The organism is Paenibacillus sp. FSL H7-0357 (assembly GCF_000758525.1).
Lineage (GTDB): Bacteria > Bacillota > Bacilli > Paenibacillales > Paenibacillaceae > Paenibacillus_AQ.
In genome coordinates, this window is the sequence record NZ_CP009241.1 from 2,784,170 (window position 1) to 2,798,981 (window position 14,812).

14 protein-coding genes and 1 tRNA gene are annotated in these 14,812 nt (G+C 49.1%); 10 read left to right on the forward strand and 5 right to left on the reverse strand.

All coding sequences use genetic code 11. The annotated features are described in order from the left end of the window. Positions 1–98: 98 nt before the first annotated feature. Positions 99–980: a carbohydrate ABC transporter permease gene (locus H70357_RS11965; protein WP_038589486.1), complete on the forward strand. Its 882-nt coding sequence runs from the start codon at positions 99–101 to the stop codon at positions 978–980. Positions 981–1,038: 58 nt separating this feature from the next. Continuing rightward, on the forward strand, positions 1,039–1,920 hold the full coding sequence (locus H70357_RS11970; RefSeq protein ID WP_081965780.1) for a carbohydrate ABC transporter permease: 882 nt from the start codon (positions 1,039–1,041) through the stop codon (positions 1,918–1,920). 175 nt (positions 1,921–2,095) lie between these two features. Here H70357_RS11970 and H70357_RS11975 read toward each other — a convergent pair whose 3' ends face one another. After that, a complete protein-coding gene (locus H70357_RS11975) occupies positions 2,096–3,811 on the reverse strand; it encodes an ABC transporter ATP-binding protein (protein WP_038589488.1) in 1,716 nt (571 codons plus the stop codon). A 216-nt stretch (positions 3,812–4,027) separates the two neighbouring features. Between H70357_RS11975 and H70357_RS36610 the strand changes: the two genes are divergently transcribed. After that, a complete protein-coding gene (locus H70357_RS36610; protein ID WP_218642530.1) occupies positions 4,028–4,132 on the forward strand; it encodes a YjcZ family sporulation protein in 105 nt (34 codons plus the stop codon). Positions 4,133–4,350: 218 nt separating this feature from the next. Further along, the gene (locus H70357_RS11980) at positions 4,351–5,598 is read left to right on the forward strand and encodes a CynX/NimT family MFS transporter (RefSeq protein WP_038589490.1); all 1,248 of its coding nucleotides are present in this window, start codon (positions 4,351–4,353) and stop codon (positions 5,596–5,598) included. A 40-nt stretch (positions 5,599–5,638) separates the two neighbouring features. On the opposite strand, the gene H70357_RS11985 is transcribed toward H70357_RS11980, so the two are convergent. Next, positions 5,639–5,947 carry a hypothetical protein gene (locus H70357_RS11985; protein ID WP_038589493.1) on the reverse strand — a complete coding sequence of 103 codons (309 nt, stop codon included), beginning with the start codon at positions 5,945–5,947 and terminating at the stop codon, positions 5,639–5,641. A 448-nt stretch (positions 5,948–6,395) separates the two neighbouring features. Here H70357_RS11985 and tnpB point away from each other — a divergent pair, with 448 nt between their 5' ends. Continuing rightward, on the forward strand, positions 6,396–7,484 hold the full coding sequence (gene tnpB, locus H70357_RS11990; protein ID WP_038589495.1) for an IS200/IS605 family element RNA-guided endonuclease TnpB: 1,089 nt from the start codon (positions 6,396–6,398) through the stop codon (positions 7,482–7,484). Positions 7,485–7,636: 152 nt separating this feature from the next. On the opposite strand, the gene H70357_RS11995 is transcribed toward tnpB, so the two are convergent. Next, positions 7,637–8,254: a LysE family translocator gene (locus H70357_RS11995; RefSeq protein ID WP_038589498.1), complete on the reverse strand. Its 618-nt coding sequence runs from the start codon at positions 8,252–8,254 to the stop codon at positions 7,637–7,639. Continuing rightward, positions 8,251–8,718, reverse strand: a complete 468-nt coding sequence (locus H70357_RS12000; RefSeq protein ID WP_038589500.1) for an Lrp/AsnC family transcriptional regulator — start codon at positions 8,716–8,718, stop codon at positions 8,251–8,253. The genes H70357_RS11995 and H70357_RS12000 overlap by 4 nt, the downstream gene beginning before the upstream one ends. A gap of 205 nt (positions 8,719–8,923) precedes the next feature. On the opposite strand from H70357_RS12000, the gene H70357_RS12005 reads away from it, so the two are divergent. After that, a tRNA-Leu gene (locus tag H70357_RS12005) sits at positions 8,924–9,007 on the forward strand. 219 nt (positions 9,008–9,226) lie between these two features. Here the strand turns inward: H70357_RS12005 and H70357_RS12010 are convergent. Then, the gene (locus tag H70357_RS12010; protein WP_038589503.1) at positions 9,227–9,922 is read right to left on the reverse strand and encodes a TetR/AcrR family transcriptional regulator; all 696 of its coding nucleotides are present in this window, start codon (positions 9,920–9,922) and stop codon (positions 9,227–9,229) included. 425 nt (positions 9,923–10,347) lie between these two features. Between H70357_RS12010 and H70357_RS12015 the strand changes: the two genes are divergently transcribed. The 4 genes from H70357_RS12015 to H70357_RS12030 all read left to right on the forward strand — a co-directional run bounded on the left by H70357_RS12015 (position 10,348) and on the right by H70357_RS12030 (position 14,810). Beyond that, the gene (locus H70357_RS12015; RefSeq protein WP_038589504.1) at positions 10,348–12,054 is read left to right on the forward strand and encodes a CocE/NonD family hydrolase; all 1,707 of its coding nucleotides are present in this window, start codon (positions 10,348–10,350) and stop codon (positions 12,052–12,054) included. A gap of 484 nt (positions 12,055–12,538) precedes the next feature. Beyond that, positions 12,539–13,138: an RNA polymerase sigma factor gene (locus H70357_RS12020; protein ID WP_038589507.1), complete on the forward strand. Its 600-nt coding sequence runs from the start codon at positions 12,539–12,541 to the stop codon at positions 13,136–13,138. Next, positions 13,074–13,856, forward strand: coding sequence for a hypothetical protein (locus tag H70357_RS12025; RefSeq protein ID WP_156130859.1), 783 nt, complete (start codon positions 13,074–13,076; stop codon positions 13,854–13,856). Before H70357_RS12020 ends, H70357_RS12025 begins: the two co-directional genes overlap by 65 nt. Before the next feature lie 60 nt (positions 13,857–13,916). Then, positions 13,917–14,810 (forward strand): ABC transporter ATP-binding protein, encoded by an 894-nt coding sequence (locus tag H70357_RS12030; RefSeq protein WP_331281756.1) that lies wholly within the window; start codon positions 13,917–13,919, stop codon positions 14,808–14,810. Positions 14,811–14,812: the final 2 nt, after the last annotated feature.

The following is a 14,812-nucleotide window of genomic DNA, read 5'->3' on the forward strand; positions in this document are numbered from 1 at the left end:
AATTCTGTGATATCCATTCGGTGGTTATGTTCCTTAAAAGCCGCCGCCAGGCTTGTTATGCTTAAGTCGAGATCATACAGCTAAGGAGTGGGGGAACAATGAACAAATCATGGATGAAGCGGCAGAGCAGGCTGGGCTATCTGTTTATCGGACCGAATATGCTCGGGGTCCTGTTGTTTTTTATTATACCGGCCGCCTATTCGTTTTATCTGATGTTCACCGATTACAAATTTATGGACCCGGAGATTCATTTTGTCGGTCTGGACAACATTTCGAGGATGCTGGGAGACGAGCTTTTTTATGTGGCGCTGAAGAATACGCTTATCTTTCTGCTGGCCGTTCCGGTGTCGATTCTGCTGGCTTTTATAGTGGCGGTTATTCTGAACAAATCTGTTTATTTTCAAAAAACGCTGCGGGCGCTTTATTTCATGCCTTACATTACCAGCGGCGTAGCCATTGCATTTGTCTGGATGCTGCTGTTCCAGCCGACCTCGGGTCCGATTAACGGATTCCTGCGCGGTATTGGCATTAACCATCCGCCAGGGTGGCTGTCCACGACGGAAACCTCGATGTATGCGATTGACATCATCTGGATCTGGTTCATGCTGGGCTACAACATGATTATTTTTCTGGCTGCCCTGCAGGAAATTCCCGAAGAGCTGATGGAAGCCGCCAAAATTGACGGAGCCCGTCCTTGGCAGAGCATCCGCCGTATAGTCTGGCCGCTGGTGAGTCCTACAACCTTTCTGCTGCTGATCACCGGACTGATCATGACAATCAAGAACTTCGGCATCATTCAGGCGATCACCCAGGGAGGGCCGGGAAACAGCACAACGGTGCTGTCACTGTTCATTTATCAGAATGCCTTCCGCTATTACGAGATGGGTTATGCCGCCGCCATAAGCTGGGCGCTCTTCGCAATTATCATGATTTTCACCGTGTTCCAGTGGGCCGGCCAAAAACGCTGGGTCCATTACTGAGTGGACGGTTCAGCGTCCGGGTGATGGCTTCGCCACCAAATTTTCAGGAGGATTTCCTATGCAAAAAACAACGATTAGACCGGCAGCTCCTTACCTGCAGGAGATCAAGGCTGATTCTTCCCTTAATATCCGCAAAATCATCACAACCCTTGTGATGTCCGGTTTCGCCCTGCTGATGATTGTGCCTTTTATCTGGATGATCAGCACTTCGTTCAAGTCGCCTGCAGATGTGTTCAAATATCCGGTTCAGTGGATTCCTTCCAGCCTGAATTGGGAGCATCATATCAAGGTGTGGAGCGGGAATGACAGCTTTATTACCTACTACCTGAACTCGCTGAAAATATCGCTGATCAGCACGGCCGGCGCAGTGTTCTTCTCTGCTTTTGCCGCTTACGGGTTTGCCCGGATTCAGTTCAAGGGGCGGGAGCCGCTGTTCCTGGTCTACCTGTCGATGATGATGGTTCCGCCGCAGGTGCTGTTCGTGCCGAAGTTTCTGATGTTTGATTGGGCGGGCATCTATAATACACATTGGGCGCTGATTCTGCCCGGCATGTTCACGATCTTTGGAGTGTTTATGCTGCGCCAGTTCTTCCTGTCCGTACCTGCGGAAATTTCCGAAGCGGCATTTATCGACGGGGCAGGGCATTTCCGGATCTTTTTCCGGCTGGTGCTGCCGCTGGCCAAGCCCGCCTTGGCTACTCTTGCAGTCATCGACTTTTCCTGGCACTGGAATGATTACGAGAATGCGCTGGTTTTTCTGCTAGATAAGGATTTATATACCGTTCCGCTTGGCCTGCAAAATTTCATTCTTGAGAACAACGTAGACTACAACGGCATGATGGCGGCAGCGACAGCAGGCATTATTCCGATGATTATCGTTTTTCTGCTGGGGCAGAGGTACATTATTCAAGGGGTGGCCGGCAGTGCAGTGAAGGGGTAGGGAAAGAGGCAGGTAAACGCAGAACAACCTTTCGCAATCAGCCCATAGGGCTGTAGAGCGGAAGGTTGTTCTTATTCTTGCATGATATTCTATGTCCTATCATTCCTGCATAGGACAATTCTCGGCCTTACGTTGCGCTATTGTTTCCTTGACCATTTATTTCATTCTCTGCGTTTTACGCATTATACTGCGCCTGGTACAGGCGGCTGTAGGTACCTCCGGCGTTGACCAGCTCTTCGTGGCGGCCTTCCTCGGAGATGCCGTCTTCGTTTACAACAATAATCCGGTCGGCATTTTTGATCGTAGTGAGACGGTGGGCAATCACAAGGGTGGTACGGCCCACCGACAGGTCAGCCAGCGATTGCTGGATGGCGGCTTCCGTTTCCGTATCCAGTGCCGAGGTTGCTTCATCCAGAATCAGGATCGGAGGGTTCTTGAGGAACATTCTGGCGATAGCCAGGCGTTGTTTTTGTCCCCCGGACAGTTTCACGCCGCGTTCCCCGATCACTGTATCCATGCCATCCGGGAGGCTGCTAATCAGCTCTTCCAGGTGGGCGCGTTTGGCAGCTTCCCAGATTTCCGGAAGCTCCGCATCCAGCTTGCCGTAGGCGATATTCTCACGGATTGTGCCGGAGAACAGGAAGACGTCCTGCTGCACAATCCCGATTTGCTTGCGCAGCGAATTCAGCTTCATGTCACGGATGTCTATTCCGTCGATGGAGATGCTGCCGCCGGTGACGTCGTAGAAGCGGGGCAGCAGGCTGCAGATTGTGGTTTTGCCCGCGCCGGAAGGGCCGACAAAAGCAATCGTATCCCCGGCGTTGACCTTCAAGCTGATCTCCTGCAGTACCGAACGATTGTCATCATAGCCGAAGCTGACGTTTCCGAAGATAATATCTCCGCGCAGCGAACCGACTTCCACCGCACCCGGCTTATCGGCGATATCTGGCTCTGTATCAATCACCTCAAGATAACGCTTGAACCCGGCAATACCTTTCGGATAGCTCTCGATAACGGCATTGATTTTCTCAATCGGCCGAAAAAAGACATTGGACAACAGGATGAAAGCAACAAACTCACCGATCTCCAGCTCTCCCTGAATAAAGAACCAGGCGCCGCAGACCATGACCACAATTGTAATCAAACGTGTCATCATATAACTGACTGACGAGCTCTTGGCCATCAGCTTGTAGGCCATCAATTTGGTCTGGCGGAACATTTGGTTGTCAACAGCGAACAGTTCTTTTTCATATTCTTCATTGGCAAAGGATTGCACCACGCGGATTCCCCCGACATTGTCCTCGATCCGGGCATTGAAATTGCCTACGTTGCCGAATAGCCGGTGGTAGGTAGAGGTCATGCTGCGTCCAAAATGGATGATGACCCAAGCCATAATCGGCACGATAATGAACGTGATCACGGCCAGCTTCAGATTGATATCGGCCATCAGGATAAAGGCTCCGATCAGCGTCATCACGGCAATGAATACATCCTCCGGACCGTGATGCGCCACCTCGCCGATATCGTTCAAATCATTGGTAATCCTACCGAGCAAATGCCCGGTTTTATTGTTATCGAAGAAGCGGAAGGAGAGCTTCTGGATATGATCGAACATTTTTTTGCGCATATCTGTTTCAATATTTATTCCCAGCATGTGCCCCCAATAGGTGACAACATAATTCATTGCGGTATTAAGAGCGTAGATGGCAAGCAAGGCAACGCTGGCGATCAGAATTAATGACCAGTCTTGTCCGGGGAGCAGATCATCAATAAATTTATTCACGGCCACCGGAAAGGCCAGCTCCAGAAGCCCCGCACCCACCGCACAGGTGAAGTCGAGAACAAACAGCTTCTTATAAGGACGATAATAGGAAAAAAAACGACGCAGCATCTCTTGTTCACTCTTTTCTGTAATGTTATGTATTCTAGTTGAGAGTGATTCTCAACTACCTTTATTCTTAGGATACTAAAGAGGGTTGTCCGATTTGTCAACCGCCGGAATAATTTAAATTGCAGGGGAAGTGCGTTAATTCTTGCCGTATCACCCAGACCAGACTTGATATTTTCACATATTTTAAAAGTATTCAAGTATAAAGGAGGAGTTAACATGAGCGAAAATGTTGGAGGATACGGCGGTGCTTTCACTTCCACTGGAGCGATTCTGGTGTTGTTCATCCTGCTTGTAATCATCACTAAGTCTCTCTGGGTATAATCAGCTGATTTAATCTTCTCCAAAGCCGCCGGTCCTTTTGGACCGGCGGCTTTTTCAGATGGAAGGCCGTATAGTTAAGCTATCCTGAGAATCCAAGAAGCTGTGCACCGGCATACATAAGGGGGTATAATGTAACAAAGCGTGATACATAGAACAGCTTCATTTCCGTACAAGCCCGGTGCTTGACGGATTTTTTCGCTGCAATCAGGAGGAGCCTCATGAAAGCAAGGCAAGAAGACCGCAAGATTCAGACTTCATTATCCACCTTATCCCAAGGAAACGCAGGATCTAAACGTATTCTGCTCGTGGTCGGCATTATTTTTGTCGCAGCGGCGCTGCGGGCCCCGTTCACCTCTGTCGGACCGTTGCTGGAGATGATCCGCGATGATCTGGGATTATCCAATACACTTGCCGGAGCAATAACTACATTGCCGCTGCTCGCTTTTGCGCTGCTGTCCCCATTTGCTCCGCAGCTCGCCCGCCGTATTGGCCTTGCCAACGTGCTGATGCTGGCGCTGCTGGCATTGTCGATGGGAATTCTGATCCGTTCTGCCTCGGGAACCCTCACATTGTTCGCAGGCACCGCAATCATCGGGCTGTCGATTGCGGTATGCAATGTGTTGCTGCCGGGACTGATCAAAGGCAAGTTTCCCGGGCGTATTGGCCTTCTAACCGGGATTTATACGGTTTCGATGAATTTATGCGCAGCGGTGGCTTCCGGCATTAGTGTTCCGATAGCGGACCAGGCAGGGTTCGGTTGGCGGGGTACGCTTGCCCTGTGGTTCATTGTCGCTGCACTGGCTACTCTATTCTGGATTCCGCAGATGAAGAGCCTGGGCCAAGGGAGTGGAACAAGCACGCCCGGCTCAGCCGGGAAAATGTGGCGTTCACCGCTCGCCTGGCAGGTTACCTTATTCATGGGCCTGCAATCTCTGCTTTATTACGTTCTGATTGCCTGGTTCTCGGTCATTCTCGGTGAGCGGGGCATGTCCTCCAGCCATGCGGGCTGGATCCTTTCACTGCTGCAGCTGGCCCAGCTGCCGTTTACTTTTTTTGTTCCTTTATGGGCAGGCAAACTGAAGAACCAGCGGGGGCTGGTTGTTATTACGGCTGTTTTGTTCATGGCCGGAATCTCCGGCGTTTGGTTCGGCAGCAGCGCATGGATGCCGGTATGGGCGATCTGTATCGGCATTGCCGGAGGTTTTGCCTTTGGTCTGGCAATGATGTTCTTCAGCTTGCGCACCCGCAGCACACAGGAGGCAAGCGAGCTGTCGGGAATGGCCCAGTCGATCGGCTACCTGCTGGCAGCCATGGGACCGGCATTGTTCGGCCTGCTTCATGACGCTACGCACAGCTGGAACGGTCCGTTGGCACTGCTCGTAGCGGCAAGTGTTCTGCTGCTCGTGGCGGGGCTGGGAGCCGGAAGCAACCGGTATGTAGGAGACGCAACAGAACCCGCCAAATAACGGCGGGTTCTGTTGTGATATTTGATTGTGATGTGAATCCCTATAGAAAATAGCGGCCCGAATGGTTCTTATTGTTTCTTAAAACCAATGTCAACGGAATCAAGGCAAGTATTATATAAATTCCTATAAATACAGGCAGTTGAAGACTATTTTCTTTTTCAACCAGCCCCATTGTTATGAAAATAAGTCCTAGCAAAAAATGGGGCAGAGCCAACCCTTTTTGGAAGGAGCCGATGGATTCCTCGCTAATTAATGTTTTTGCATTTTTACCAATGAAGAGTTTAAAACTTAGCAAGTGACCTATCCCGGAAATGATCATTGCGATCCCTAGAAATAGTTGAGCATACATGTAACCAACCCCTCTTTTGTGACTTGTTATTCGAACCCATCAATTGAGGTTATCATCCTAATGCAAACTATTGTTCCCATTTATTGTAACAGAAAGGCGAGCGTGGCAACAATGTTTACGAAAGAAACGTTGTGTTAGCAAGTATGAAGCTGCGGCTGCAGCAGATGAATCAAAGATTCTTCGAAGCGGGAAACAAAGGCCATATCCGTATCATAGGTACCGGTATTCCATTGCTGATTCATCAGAAGTCTCCTTTCAGGTCAAACAGGAATACTTCTGTTGTATCATGCGTTATCTTATAAGTGAAATATATAAATCAATTAGAGTTTATCTTCAAAAGCCGAAAAGACTCCGACCTCTATAGGCGGAGATGAATCGGCGGTTTTCAACTATTCAGCGAACGTATGTGCTATACTTTAAGAAAATACTATAAAAGGGGGTGTCGCACATGATCGTTCATCAAGCCTATAAATACCGCATCTACCCGAATACCGGGCAACAGCAACTCATTCGTCGAATGTTTGGCTGCTGCCGCTTTGTGTTCAATCATTTCCTGGAAGAGTGGAATCAAACCTATGCCGAGACAGGCAAAGGTTTGTCATATCAGACCTGTGCGACACAGCTCCCCGTCCTAAAAACCCAATATGACTGGCTCAAAGAAGTCGATAGTATTGCTTTACAGTCCGCCGTTCGGCATGTGGCAGATAGCTTTGACCGCTTTTTCAAAAAGCAGAATCAAGCGCCTCGCTTCAAAAGCCGGAAGCATCCAGTACAAAGCTACACCACGAAATTCACGAACGGAAATATCGCCATTGAAGGCAACCGATTGAAGCTTCCCAAGCTCGGCTGGATGCGTTTCGCCAACTCTCGGAAGCTGGAGGGTCGTATACTGTCCGCTACGGTACGGCAAAACGCCAGCGATAAGTATTTTGTCTCCCTGGTTTGCGAGGTAGAAAAGATCCCACTCCCACAAGCAGATGCACATATCGGCATTGACTTGGGGCTTAAGGAATACGCTGTGTGCTCAAGCGGCGAGCATTTTGCCAACCCCAGGTTTTACCGTCAATATGAGAAAAAGCTTGCGCTGTGGCAGCGGCGTTTGGCGAGACGCACACCAGGGGGCTCGAACTGGAAGAAAGCCAAGAAACACATTGCCCGTATTCACGAACACATTGCAAATTCTCGGAACGATTTTCTCCACAAGATGACAACGAAGCTGATCCGTGAGTGCCAAACGATCAGCATCGAACATCTGTGTGTGGCGAATATGATACAAAATCCTAAACTCTCCAAGTCCATCGCTGATGCGTCCTGGGGCGAATGGGTGCGTCAACTCACGTATAAAGCATCCTGGTATGGACGAACCCTCCGGGTTGCCGACACCTTCGAGCCGACCAGTCAGCAGTGCCACGTATGCGGCACGATCCATCCCGAAGTGAAGAACCTCTCGATTCGAGAATGGACATGTGTAGCTTGCGGAACACACCATGATCGGGATGAAAATGCGGCTCATAATATCAAACAGGTAGCGGTATAGCTATTACCTAAAAAACGTAGAACTGCGAGAACGCAGGGATCGCTTGCCCATAAGAGGAGGTTGCTCCTCTGTTCGCAAGAATCCACCCCTTCAAGCGTCAGCTAAGTGGTGGAGATTCAATGGTTATGCCTATCATCAGTTTCAAGCCGGATTCACCCGCCTGCCCCCAATAAGGCCAAGCTGATGCCGTATAAGCTGAACAGGATCAGGATGATCGAGGATATCAGGCTCAAAGATCGAATGAAGGCATCTGGCAGTTTGCCGCTGATCCAGCAGATAATAGCAGATAACAGCAGCCACCAGCAGCAGGAGCCGAGCGCAATTCCGGCCGGGAGGAACAGGGAAGACCCGACAGTATTTCCAAGTGAAGCTGCGAGCGCCATGAAGCTTAGAATGGTGGCCGGATTAGCCAAAGTCAGAAGAAAGGAGGAGAACATGCTGTAGGCTATTCCGCTGCGGACGGCTTCCGGTTTGGCACTGGATTTGCCCGGCCGCAGAGCTTTTACTCCAAGAACCCCGAGGAAGAGGCTGCCGATGAGCCGGAGCGGCAGATCATAGGCAGAAGTGAACTCAGTCACAATTCGGAAGCTGGTGACGGTAGCCAGAGCATACAGTGCATCGGCAAGCGCAATTCCCGCACCGGTCGCCAGGCCTGCCCAGAAGCCGTGCTTCAGTGTCCGGTTAATGCACAGCAGAGACATGGGACCGACAGGAGCGGCAATTATGAAACCGAAACCGAAGCCGCTGAAGAGGGCGGGCCAGCTGATCATGGTGCAGTGTCTTCAGGCGACAGCGGGACATTCGGTGTTTCTTTAACCGTTCCGAGGATGATCGTTGTGCGGGTCCGCACAATACCCGGCAGGCTCTTCAGCTCCTCACTGATGATCCGGTCAAGATCGCGGGTTCCCCGGCAGCGGATCTTCAGAATGTAGTCGTCATCTCCAGCCGTATGATGGCATTCCTGAATTTCCGGCAGCTTCAGCACCAATTCCAGAAAAGCCTGCCGGTGCGTTGGCCGCTCCAGCGAAACCGCAATGAGCGCCGCCAACCCAAAACCGGCAGATTCGGCGTCAATCAGCGCCGTATAGCCTTTGATCATTCCTTGCTCCTCCAGTCTCCGAACCCGGTCAGCAGCCGCAGGAGAAGAGAGGCCAAGCAGTCCGGCAAGCTCGGCCCAGGTCATTCTTCCATTCGCCATAAGTGCATTGATGATTTTGTGATCCAAAGAATCCATATTATCTAACCTTCCTTTATGAAGTGTTATATGTAATTTACTTTGAATACGTAAGTTAGTCAGTGATTAATGTTTCAGTGTAAAAATAGGGATTGTCCTGTCCAGACGAGTGATTAATGTACTGCTTCGGAAATAAAACTTGCACTTTACATCAAAAGGGAGTATATTCTTAATTACGGTGATTAAATCGCTGTATACATAATATGCGGTCATGGCGGAATTGGCAGACGCGCTGGCTTCAGGTGCCAGTGATAGCAATATCGTGGAGGTTCGAGTCCTCTTGACCGCATCATAGTTTACAAACCAAACCCTTCTTCGGAAGGGTTTTTTATTTTGCGTTTTACAGGGTATGTTTGTGTCGTTCGAATAATGAAAATGGCTGTCAAGCGGGATGAATGGAAATGAAACAATTTGAGGAGCAAGTTCTCAAAATAGTGAGGGAAGCCTAACTGTTGGGTAATGTCACCATCTATTGGGAGGGATACTGTTCCGCCGTCTTAGTCAGATCTTACGTACCTTGGGGGTCACATATTGACTCTTTCAAGCCTCCGTTCGGTTTATCTTGCTTGCAGCATAGTTGTGGGGGAGGAGTTTCATCGCCCTGTGTCATCCGACTATACATATCCATCCCTTCTTTTGTTAAATGAGGCAATATAAGGCTCCAAAGGATGGAAAAGATATTTTTCTGCTTTGGAAGAAATTTTTGGAGAAGAATTATTTCCTGTGTCCCATACATATTGATCGATAATAAAGAAATAGACAAATCTTCATATTGTCCGGCATATAATTCTTCTTTCATAATTCCATTATTAACAAATAGGGTAAATGTATCGGTAAAAAGTGTATAGAAATCATTAACAACCTTAATTTGCATATTAGCTATCTCAGGATACAGCTTAGGCAATTCTGTGAAACTGGAGAAATAAAAGAAATATTTTTCGCGGAATGCACTAAGGATTAAAAACTGCTGATTCAGCCCTTGGATAGAAACCTCCGCTGAGAAATTTAAGTATTGATATTCTTCATACTGCCTTGCCATAACACCAATCATGAGGTCTTGTTTTTTTTTGAAATGGTATGTCAAATTGCCAGGACTAATATTTAGCGCATCGGAAATATCCCTCAATGTTACATATGCATATCCATTTTTATTAAATAATTCAATTGAAGTCTCAAGGATCTTATCTCTTAAATTATTATCCATGCCTATCTCCTTTATAGCGTTTGTGATATGCACTTGAAATCAAAAGCATTATATCACAAATTGGCCCTTCAAGCCGAAATAAGTAGCTTGATTAAGGATATGGAAGGATTCAAGAGATGTTTGCCGAGAATCCTCAGCTAAGAATGATTTTCTCGAAAAAGATCAAAGTTGAATTAATGTACTCGTAGGAATACACTTACTTTAGTACACGTGTACTAATATTTCTTATATAAAAATGATAGAAGAAGTGAATCCAATTGCTGGAAGAAGGGAGGGTATCCATTGGTATGGAAATGCTGCACCTAAGGATGTTCCCGTTGTTCTAATTAATCCAGGCTGGAAGGACTTGAAATTGAACAGGACACAGAAGCACACAGCTTATTGATTGACTGGTTTCAAGAAAAACTATCAAATGGAGGCAAGCTATGAATCCTCTACCTATCGACACTAACGAAAGAAGTAATCACTTTTATGAGCTTACCTGGAAGGAAGTAAAGATTCCGATGAGAGATGGGAATTATCTCGCCGCAAATCTGTATCAGCCTAATGCGGACGGGGATTTTCCTGTAATCATGACGATGTGTCCGTATGGAAAGGATACGCATTTCTCACAATTTGCTCCTGCTAACCCGACGGTTGCAATAGAATATACCCATTTGCAGGATAAAGGACCGTTACTAAGCTGGGAAACACCAAATCCTGAATATTGGGTGCCACAAGGGTATGCTGTATTGCGAGTAGATGAACGTGGTATCGGTAATTCTCCAGGGAAGCTTGATATATTATCAAGTGCTTTAAAGAAGGATTATTATGATGCAATCGAATGGGCTGGAACGCAAGCCTGGAGCAATGGACGGATAGGACTGCTGGGCATCTCCTACTTGGCAATGAGCCAATGGGCTGTGGCATCCGAACAACCTCCTCATTTAGCGTGCATCATACCTTGGGAAGGTACAGTAGATTATTATGCGGATTTCTGTTATCCGGGTGGAATTCAGGCAAACGGCTTTCTTTCATTCTGGTGGAAAAACGGTGTTTTGACACATCAATACAATCCCGGTGGAAGCCTCTCCGAGGAACAACTGCAGGACAATCGCATTGATTTCCCGGAGATGGTCAAAAACAATCCATTACGTGATCAATCATGGACGAATCGGTTCTCTGATCTAAGCAAAGTAGAGGTACCTTTATTATCCGCAAGCAACTGGTTTAGCGCCGGAATGCATACCCGGGGGAACTTTCTGGGATTTCAGAATGCAGCATCGGAGCACAAGTGGCTTGAAGTGCATATCGGCAGCCATGTTGGTGAATTCTATACCGCTCAGGGTCGTGAGCTGCAGAAAAAATTCCTCGATTATTGGCTCAAGGGAATCGATACCGGCATAACGAGGGAGCCGAAGGTGAAGCTTGCCATTCCCCGCGGAGGTAATAGCTACACATGGCGCTACGAGAATGAGTATCCGCTTATGCGTACCCAATGGACTCGATTCTACCTTGATGCAAGCTCAAAGCTGCTTTCAGTGGAACTTCCGCAAGCCAAGAGCCAGCTTTGCTATGATGGCGATAAGGAGCGCGAGTCCAGGCACTGGGCCGAGCCCTTTATGGTGAAAGCATTCTCGAGAGAGGAAAACAACTCCAAGCGTATTCTGTTTGAAACTGCTCCGTTGGAGAACGAAACAGAGATTCTGGGGCCTATCAAGCTCCGCTTGTGGGCATCGTCAACTACAGATGATATGGACATTTTTGTATCTTTGCGCAACATTGACCCTCTTGGCAATGAGGTAGTTAATTCAGGAGCACTAACGGACCAATTCCCCATTAGCCAAGGCTGGCTACGCGCTTCCTTACGTAAAACGGATGATCAAATATCGGCGGAATATAAGCCCTACTACAGCTTCGATGAGATTCAGAAGCTGATTCCCGGGGAAGTCTACCCCTTGGATATAGAGATATGGGATAGCGCGATTGTTGTAGCTAAAGGAAATCGGTTGCTCCTGGAAATTGGCAGCCAGAATCAGAGCGGCTGCGCACTGCTGACTCAGACGGCGGATGACAGGGTTTGGGAAGCAGACGTTACTCTATATACAGGGGATGAATTTGATTCTTATTTATTGCTGCCGATCATACCCTAACTGGATTTAACTCTTCCCTACCATTTCATCAGCTCGGGCAGGTTGTGGAATTTGGCAAAGCGCGATTTCATCCGGTAGCTGCTGCCCAGTTGTTCTAAGGTGAGCAGATCATCCTTTTTGCATATTGTGAAGCTGAAATGTGAGACATCGAACTGTAGTGGGGAATTTTACATGGTACACTCGGTTTATTGCGGTGAATTTGCAGATATACAAATGATCGGTTACATCACCTCACCTGATGTTCATGAAGCGAATTACCAATTTGGCGCGTATAGAGACCAGAAATATATACTAACCTCAGTCCTTGAGCAATCTTGAGATGCAGTGAGCTTTCTAGCCGCTGCTTCTTTTTTTGCCTGTCCGTTCCTCCGGTTCTTATATGATCAGGTTTGTGAATATTGAATAACGTCACAATAATGACACAATATCTGTTCATTTTTTCCGGCAGAAAAACAGTTATACCTATTAGAGAGGAGGGGACGAGGTGGATGAAAGGGAATGGATTCGGCGGATTCAGGAAGGGGAAACCGAATATCTGACACCGCTGATTGAGCGGCACTACGCTGGCATCCAGAAGTATTGCTGCTGGCGGGTACGGAACGCGGAAGAGGCGAAGGATTTAACTCAAGAGACCTTTTACCGCTTCTGCCGCCATATTGAGCGCTATACTGACGCCGGAAAATGCCGTGCGTACTTATACACTATCGCCCGCCATCTATGCAACGATCATTTAAGGAAGGGGCAGCCGCTATCCCTGGAGGACGAGAGGGATGCAGCAGACTGGAGGGCTGCACAGCAAAGCAGCTCAATAGAAGAACAGGTGGAAAGAGAGCAGCTGGTGCATGAGCTGTTTGAGCTGCTGCCTGAGGCGCAGCGGGAACTGGTGTTTATGCGCTTTTGCCTGGATCTGACCTACCGTGACATTGCCCGCGTAACAGGAGTGAACGTGTGTATGGTGCAGTACCGGGTGAAGCGCGGGCTGGCTGTACTAAGAAGCCACTTGGAAAGGAGTGAACCCGTTGAACAAGAGATCAGAGCAAGCCATCGTCAACGCCCTAAGGAACTACCCCACGCCCCCCATTGAACGGCAGCATCTTGAAGATACCGCCAGAGGGGCGGTGGAGGTGCTGCGCCAGAGACAAGCCGGACGGAGAACGTCGTTCGGAGAGTTCTATCTGGCCCAGCTTCGCTTCATCAGCTGGAAGGTATGGGCCGTGCAATTGCTGATTGTCCTGGGAATGGTGCTGTTACTGCGAAACGCCCTTCAGGAAATGGGAGAGAGTGTGCAAATCGTCATGATGGTCTCTATATCCGCACCTCTGCTGGTAATGGCTGGAATCCGTACTCTGACCCGTTCGCTTAGCTGTCATATGCTGGAGATAGAACTCAGCACCCGCCATCTCCTGGAGAAGCTGACGATGGTCCGCATGAGTCTGCTGGGGATGACGGATTTGCTGGGTCTGACCCTGCTGGCTGCGATATTAAGTGTTTGGATACATAGTGATGTTGCAACCATGCTGATCTATCTGCTTGTGCCTTTTAATTTAACTTGCCTCGGCTGCCTGTGGCTGCTCAATCGGGTTCGCACCCCAAGCTGCGGATATTACTGCCTGACCTTCGCCGGCGTGGTGGCCTTGGTACAGATGATACTTGCCTTTACCCCGAACCTGTGGGTGTTTGAACCAGCAGCAATGGGAGTATGGCAGATGCTGCTGCTGGTGACAACCGCAGGAATAGCGCTGCAGGTACGCGGTTTGCGCAAGACTTGCCGGAGTCTGGAGACCGCTTCCAGCCTGATGTGAAATTACCGCAGCGCAGGCCGCTTGGCTACAGGGAGCATTGAATAAGGAGGGGTTCATAACGTGTTGGAACTGACTATAAATGAGCTAAGCAAGCGCTTTGCCGCGAAACAGGCGGTGAACGGCATTTCGGCCCGGCTGACCAGCGGTGTGTATGGTTTGCTCGGAGCTAACGGAGCAGGTAAAACAACGCTGATGCGGATGATCTGCGGCATTCTCAAGCCGACCTCGGGGATGATTCAGATGAACGGCCAGGAGATTGGCCGCATGGGGGAACAATACCGCGATCTGCTGGGCTATATGCCTCAGGACTTCGGATATTATCCCGATTTCAGCGCGGAAGAGTTTCTGTGGTACGTCGGATCGTTGAAAGGGCTGACCCTGAAGGCTTCGAAGGGGAAAGCCCGTGAACTGCTGCGCATGGTAGCTCTGGAGGAGGCGGCCCGCAAGAAAATCCGCACCTTTTCCGGGGGGATGAAGCAAAGGCTCGGCATCGCCCAGGCACTGCTGAATGATCCCCGCCTGCTGGTGCTGGACGAGCCAACGGCGGGACTGGATCCCAAGGAGCTGGTACGCTTCCGCAACCTTATAGCCGATCTGGCCCGCGATAAGATCATCCTCCTGTCGACACATATTGTGTCCGATGTGGAATATATCGCCGATCAGATTCTGGTGATGAAACAGGGTGCGCTGCTAATGAGCGGGACGGTAGAACAGCTGACAGCTACGATGGAGGGCAATGTCTGGTTATGCCATGTTCCGGCGAGGGAAGCGGAGGCGTGGAATGAACGGTACTGTGTGAGCAATCTGCGGCATGAGCGGGACCGGGTTGAGCTGCGTATTGTCTCTAAGGTCCAACCCGCAGCTCATGCAGTTTCGGTTTCACCGACGCTTGAAGACTTGTTTCTATACCATTTTCAAGATGAATCGGCTGCAGCGGCTGGCGAAGTCAAATAGGA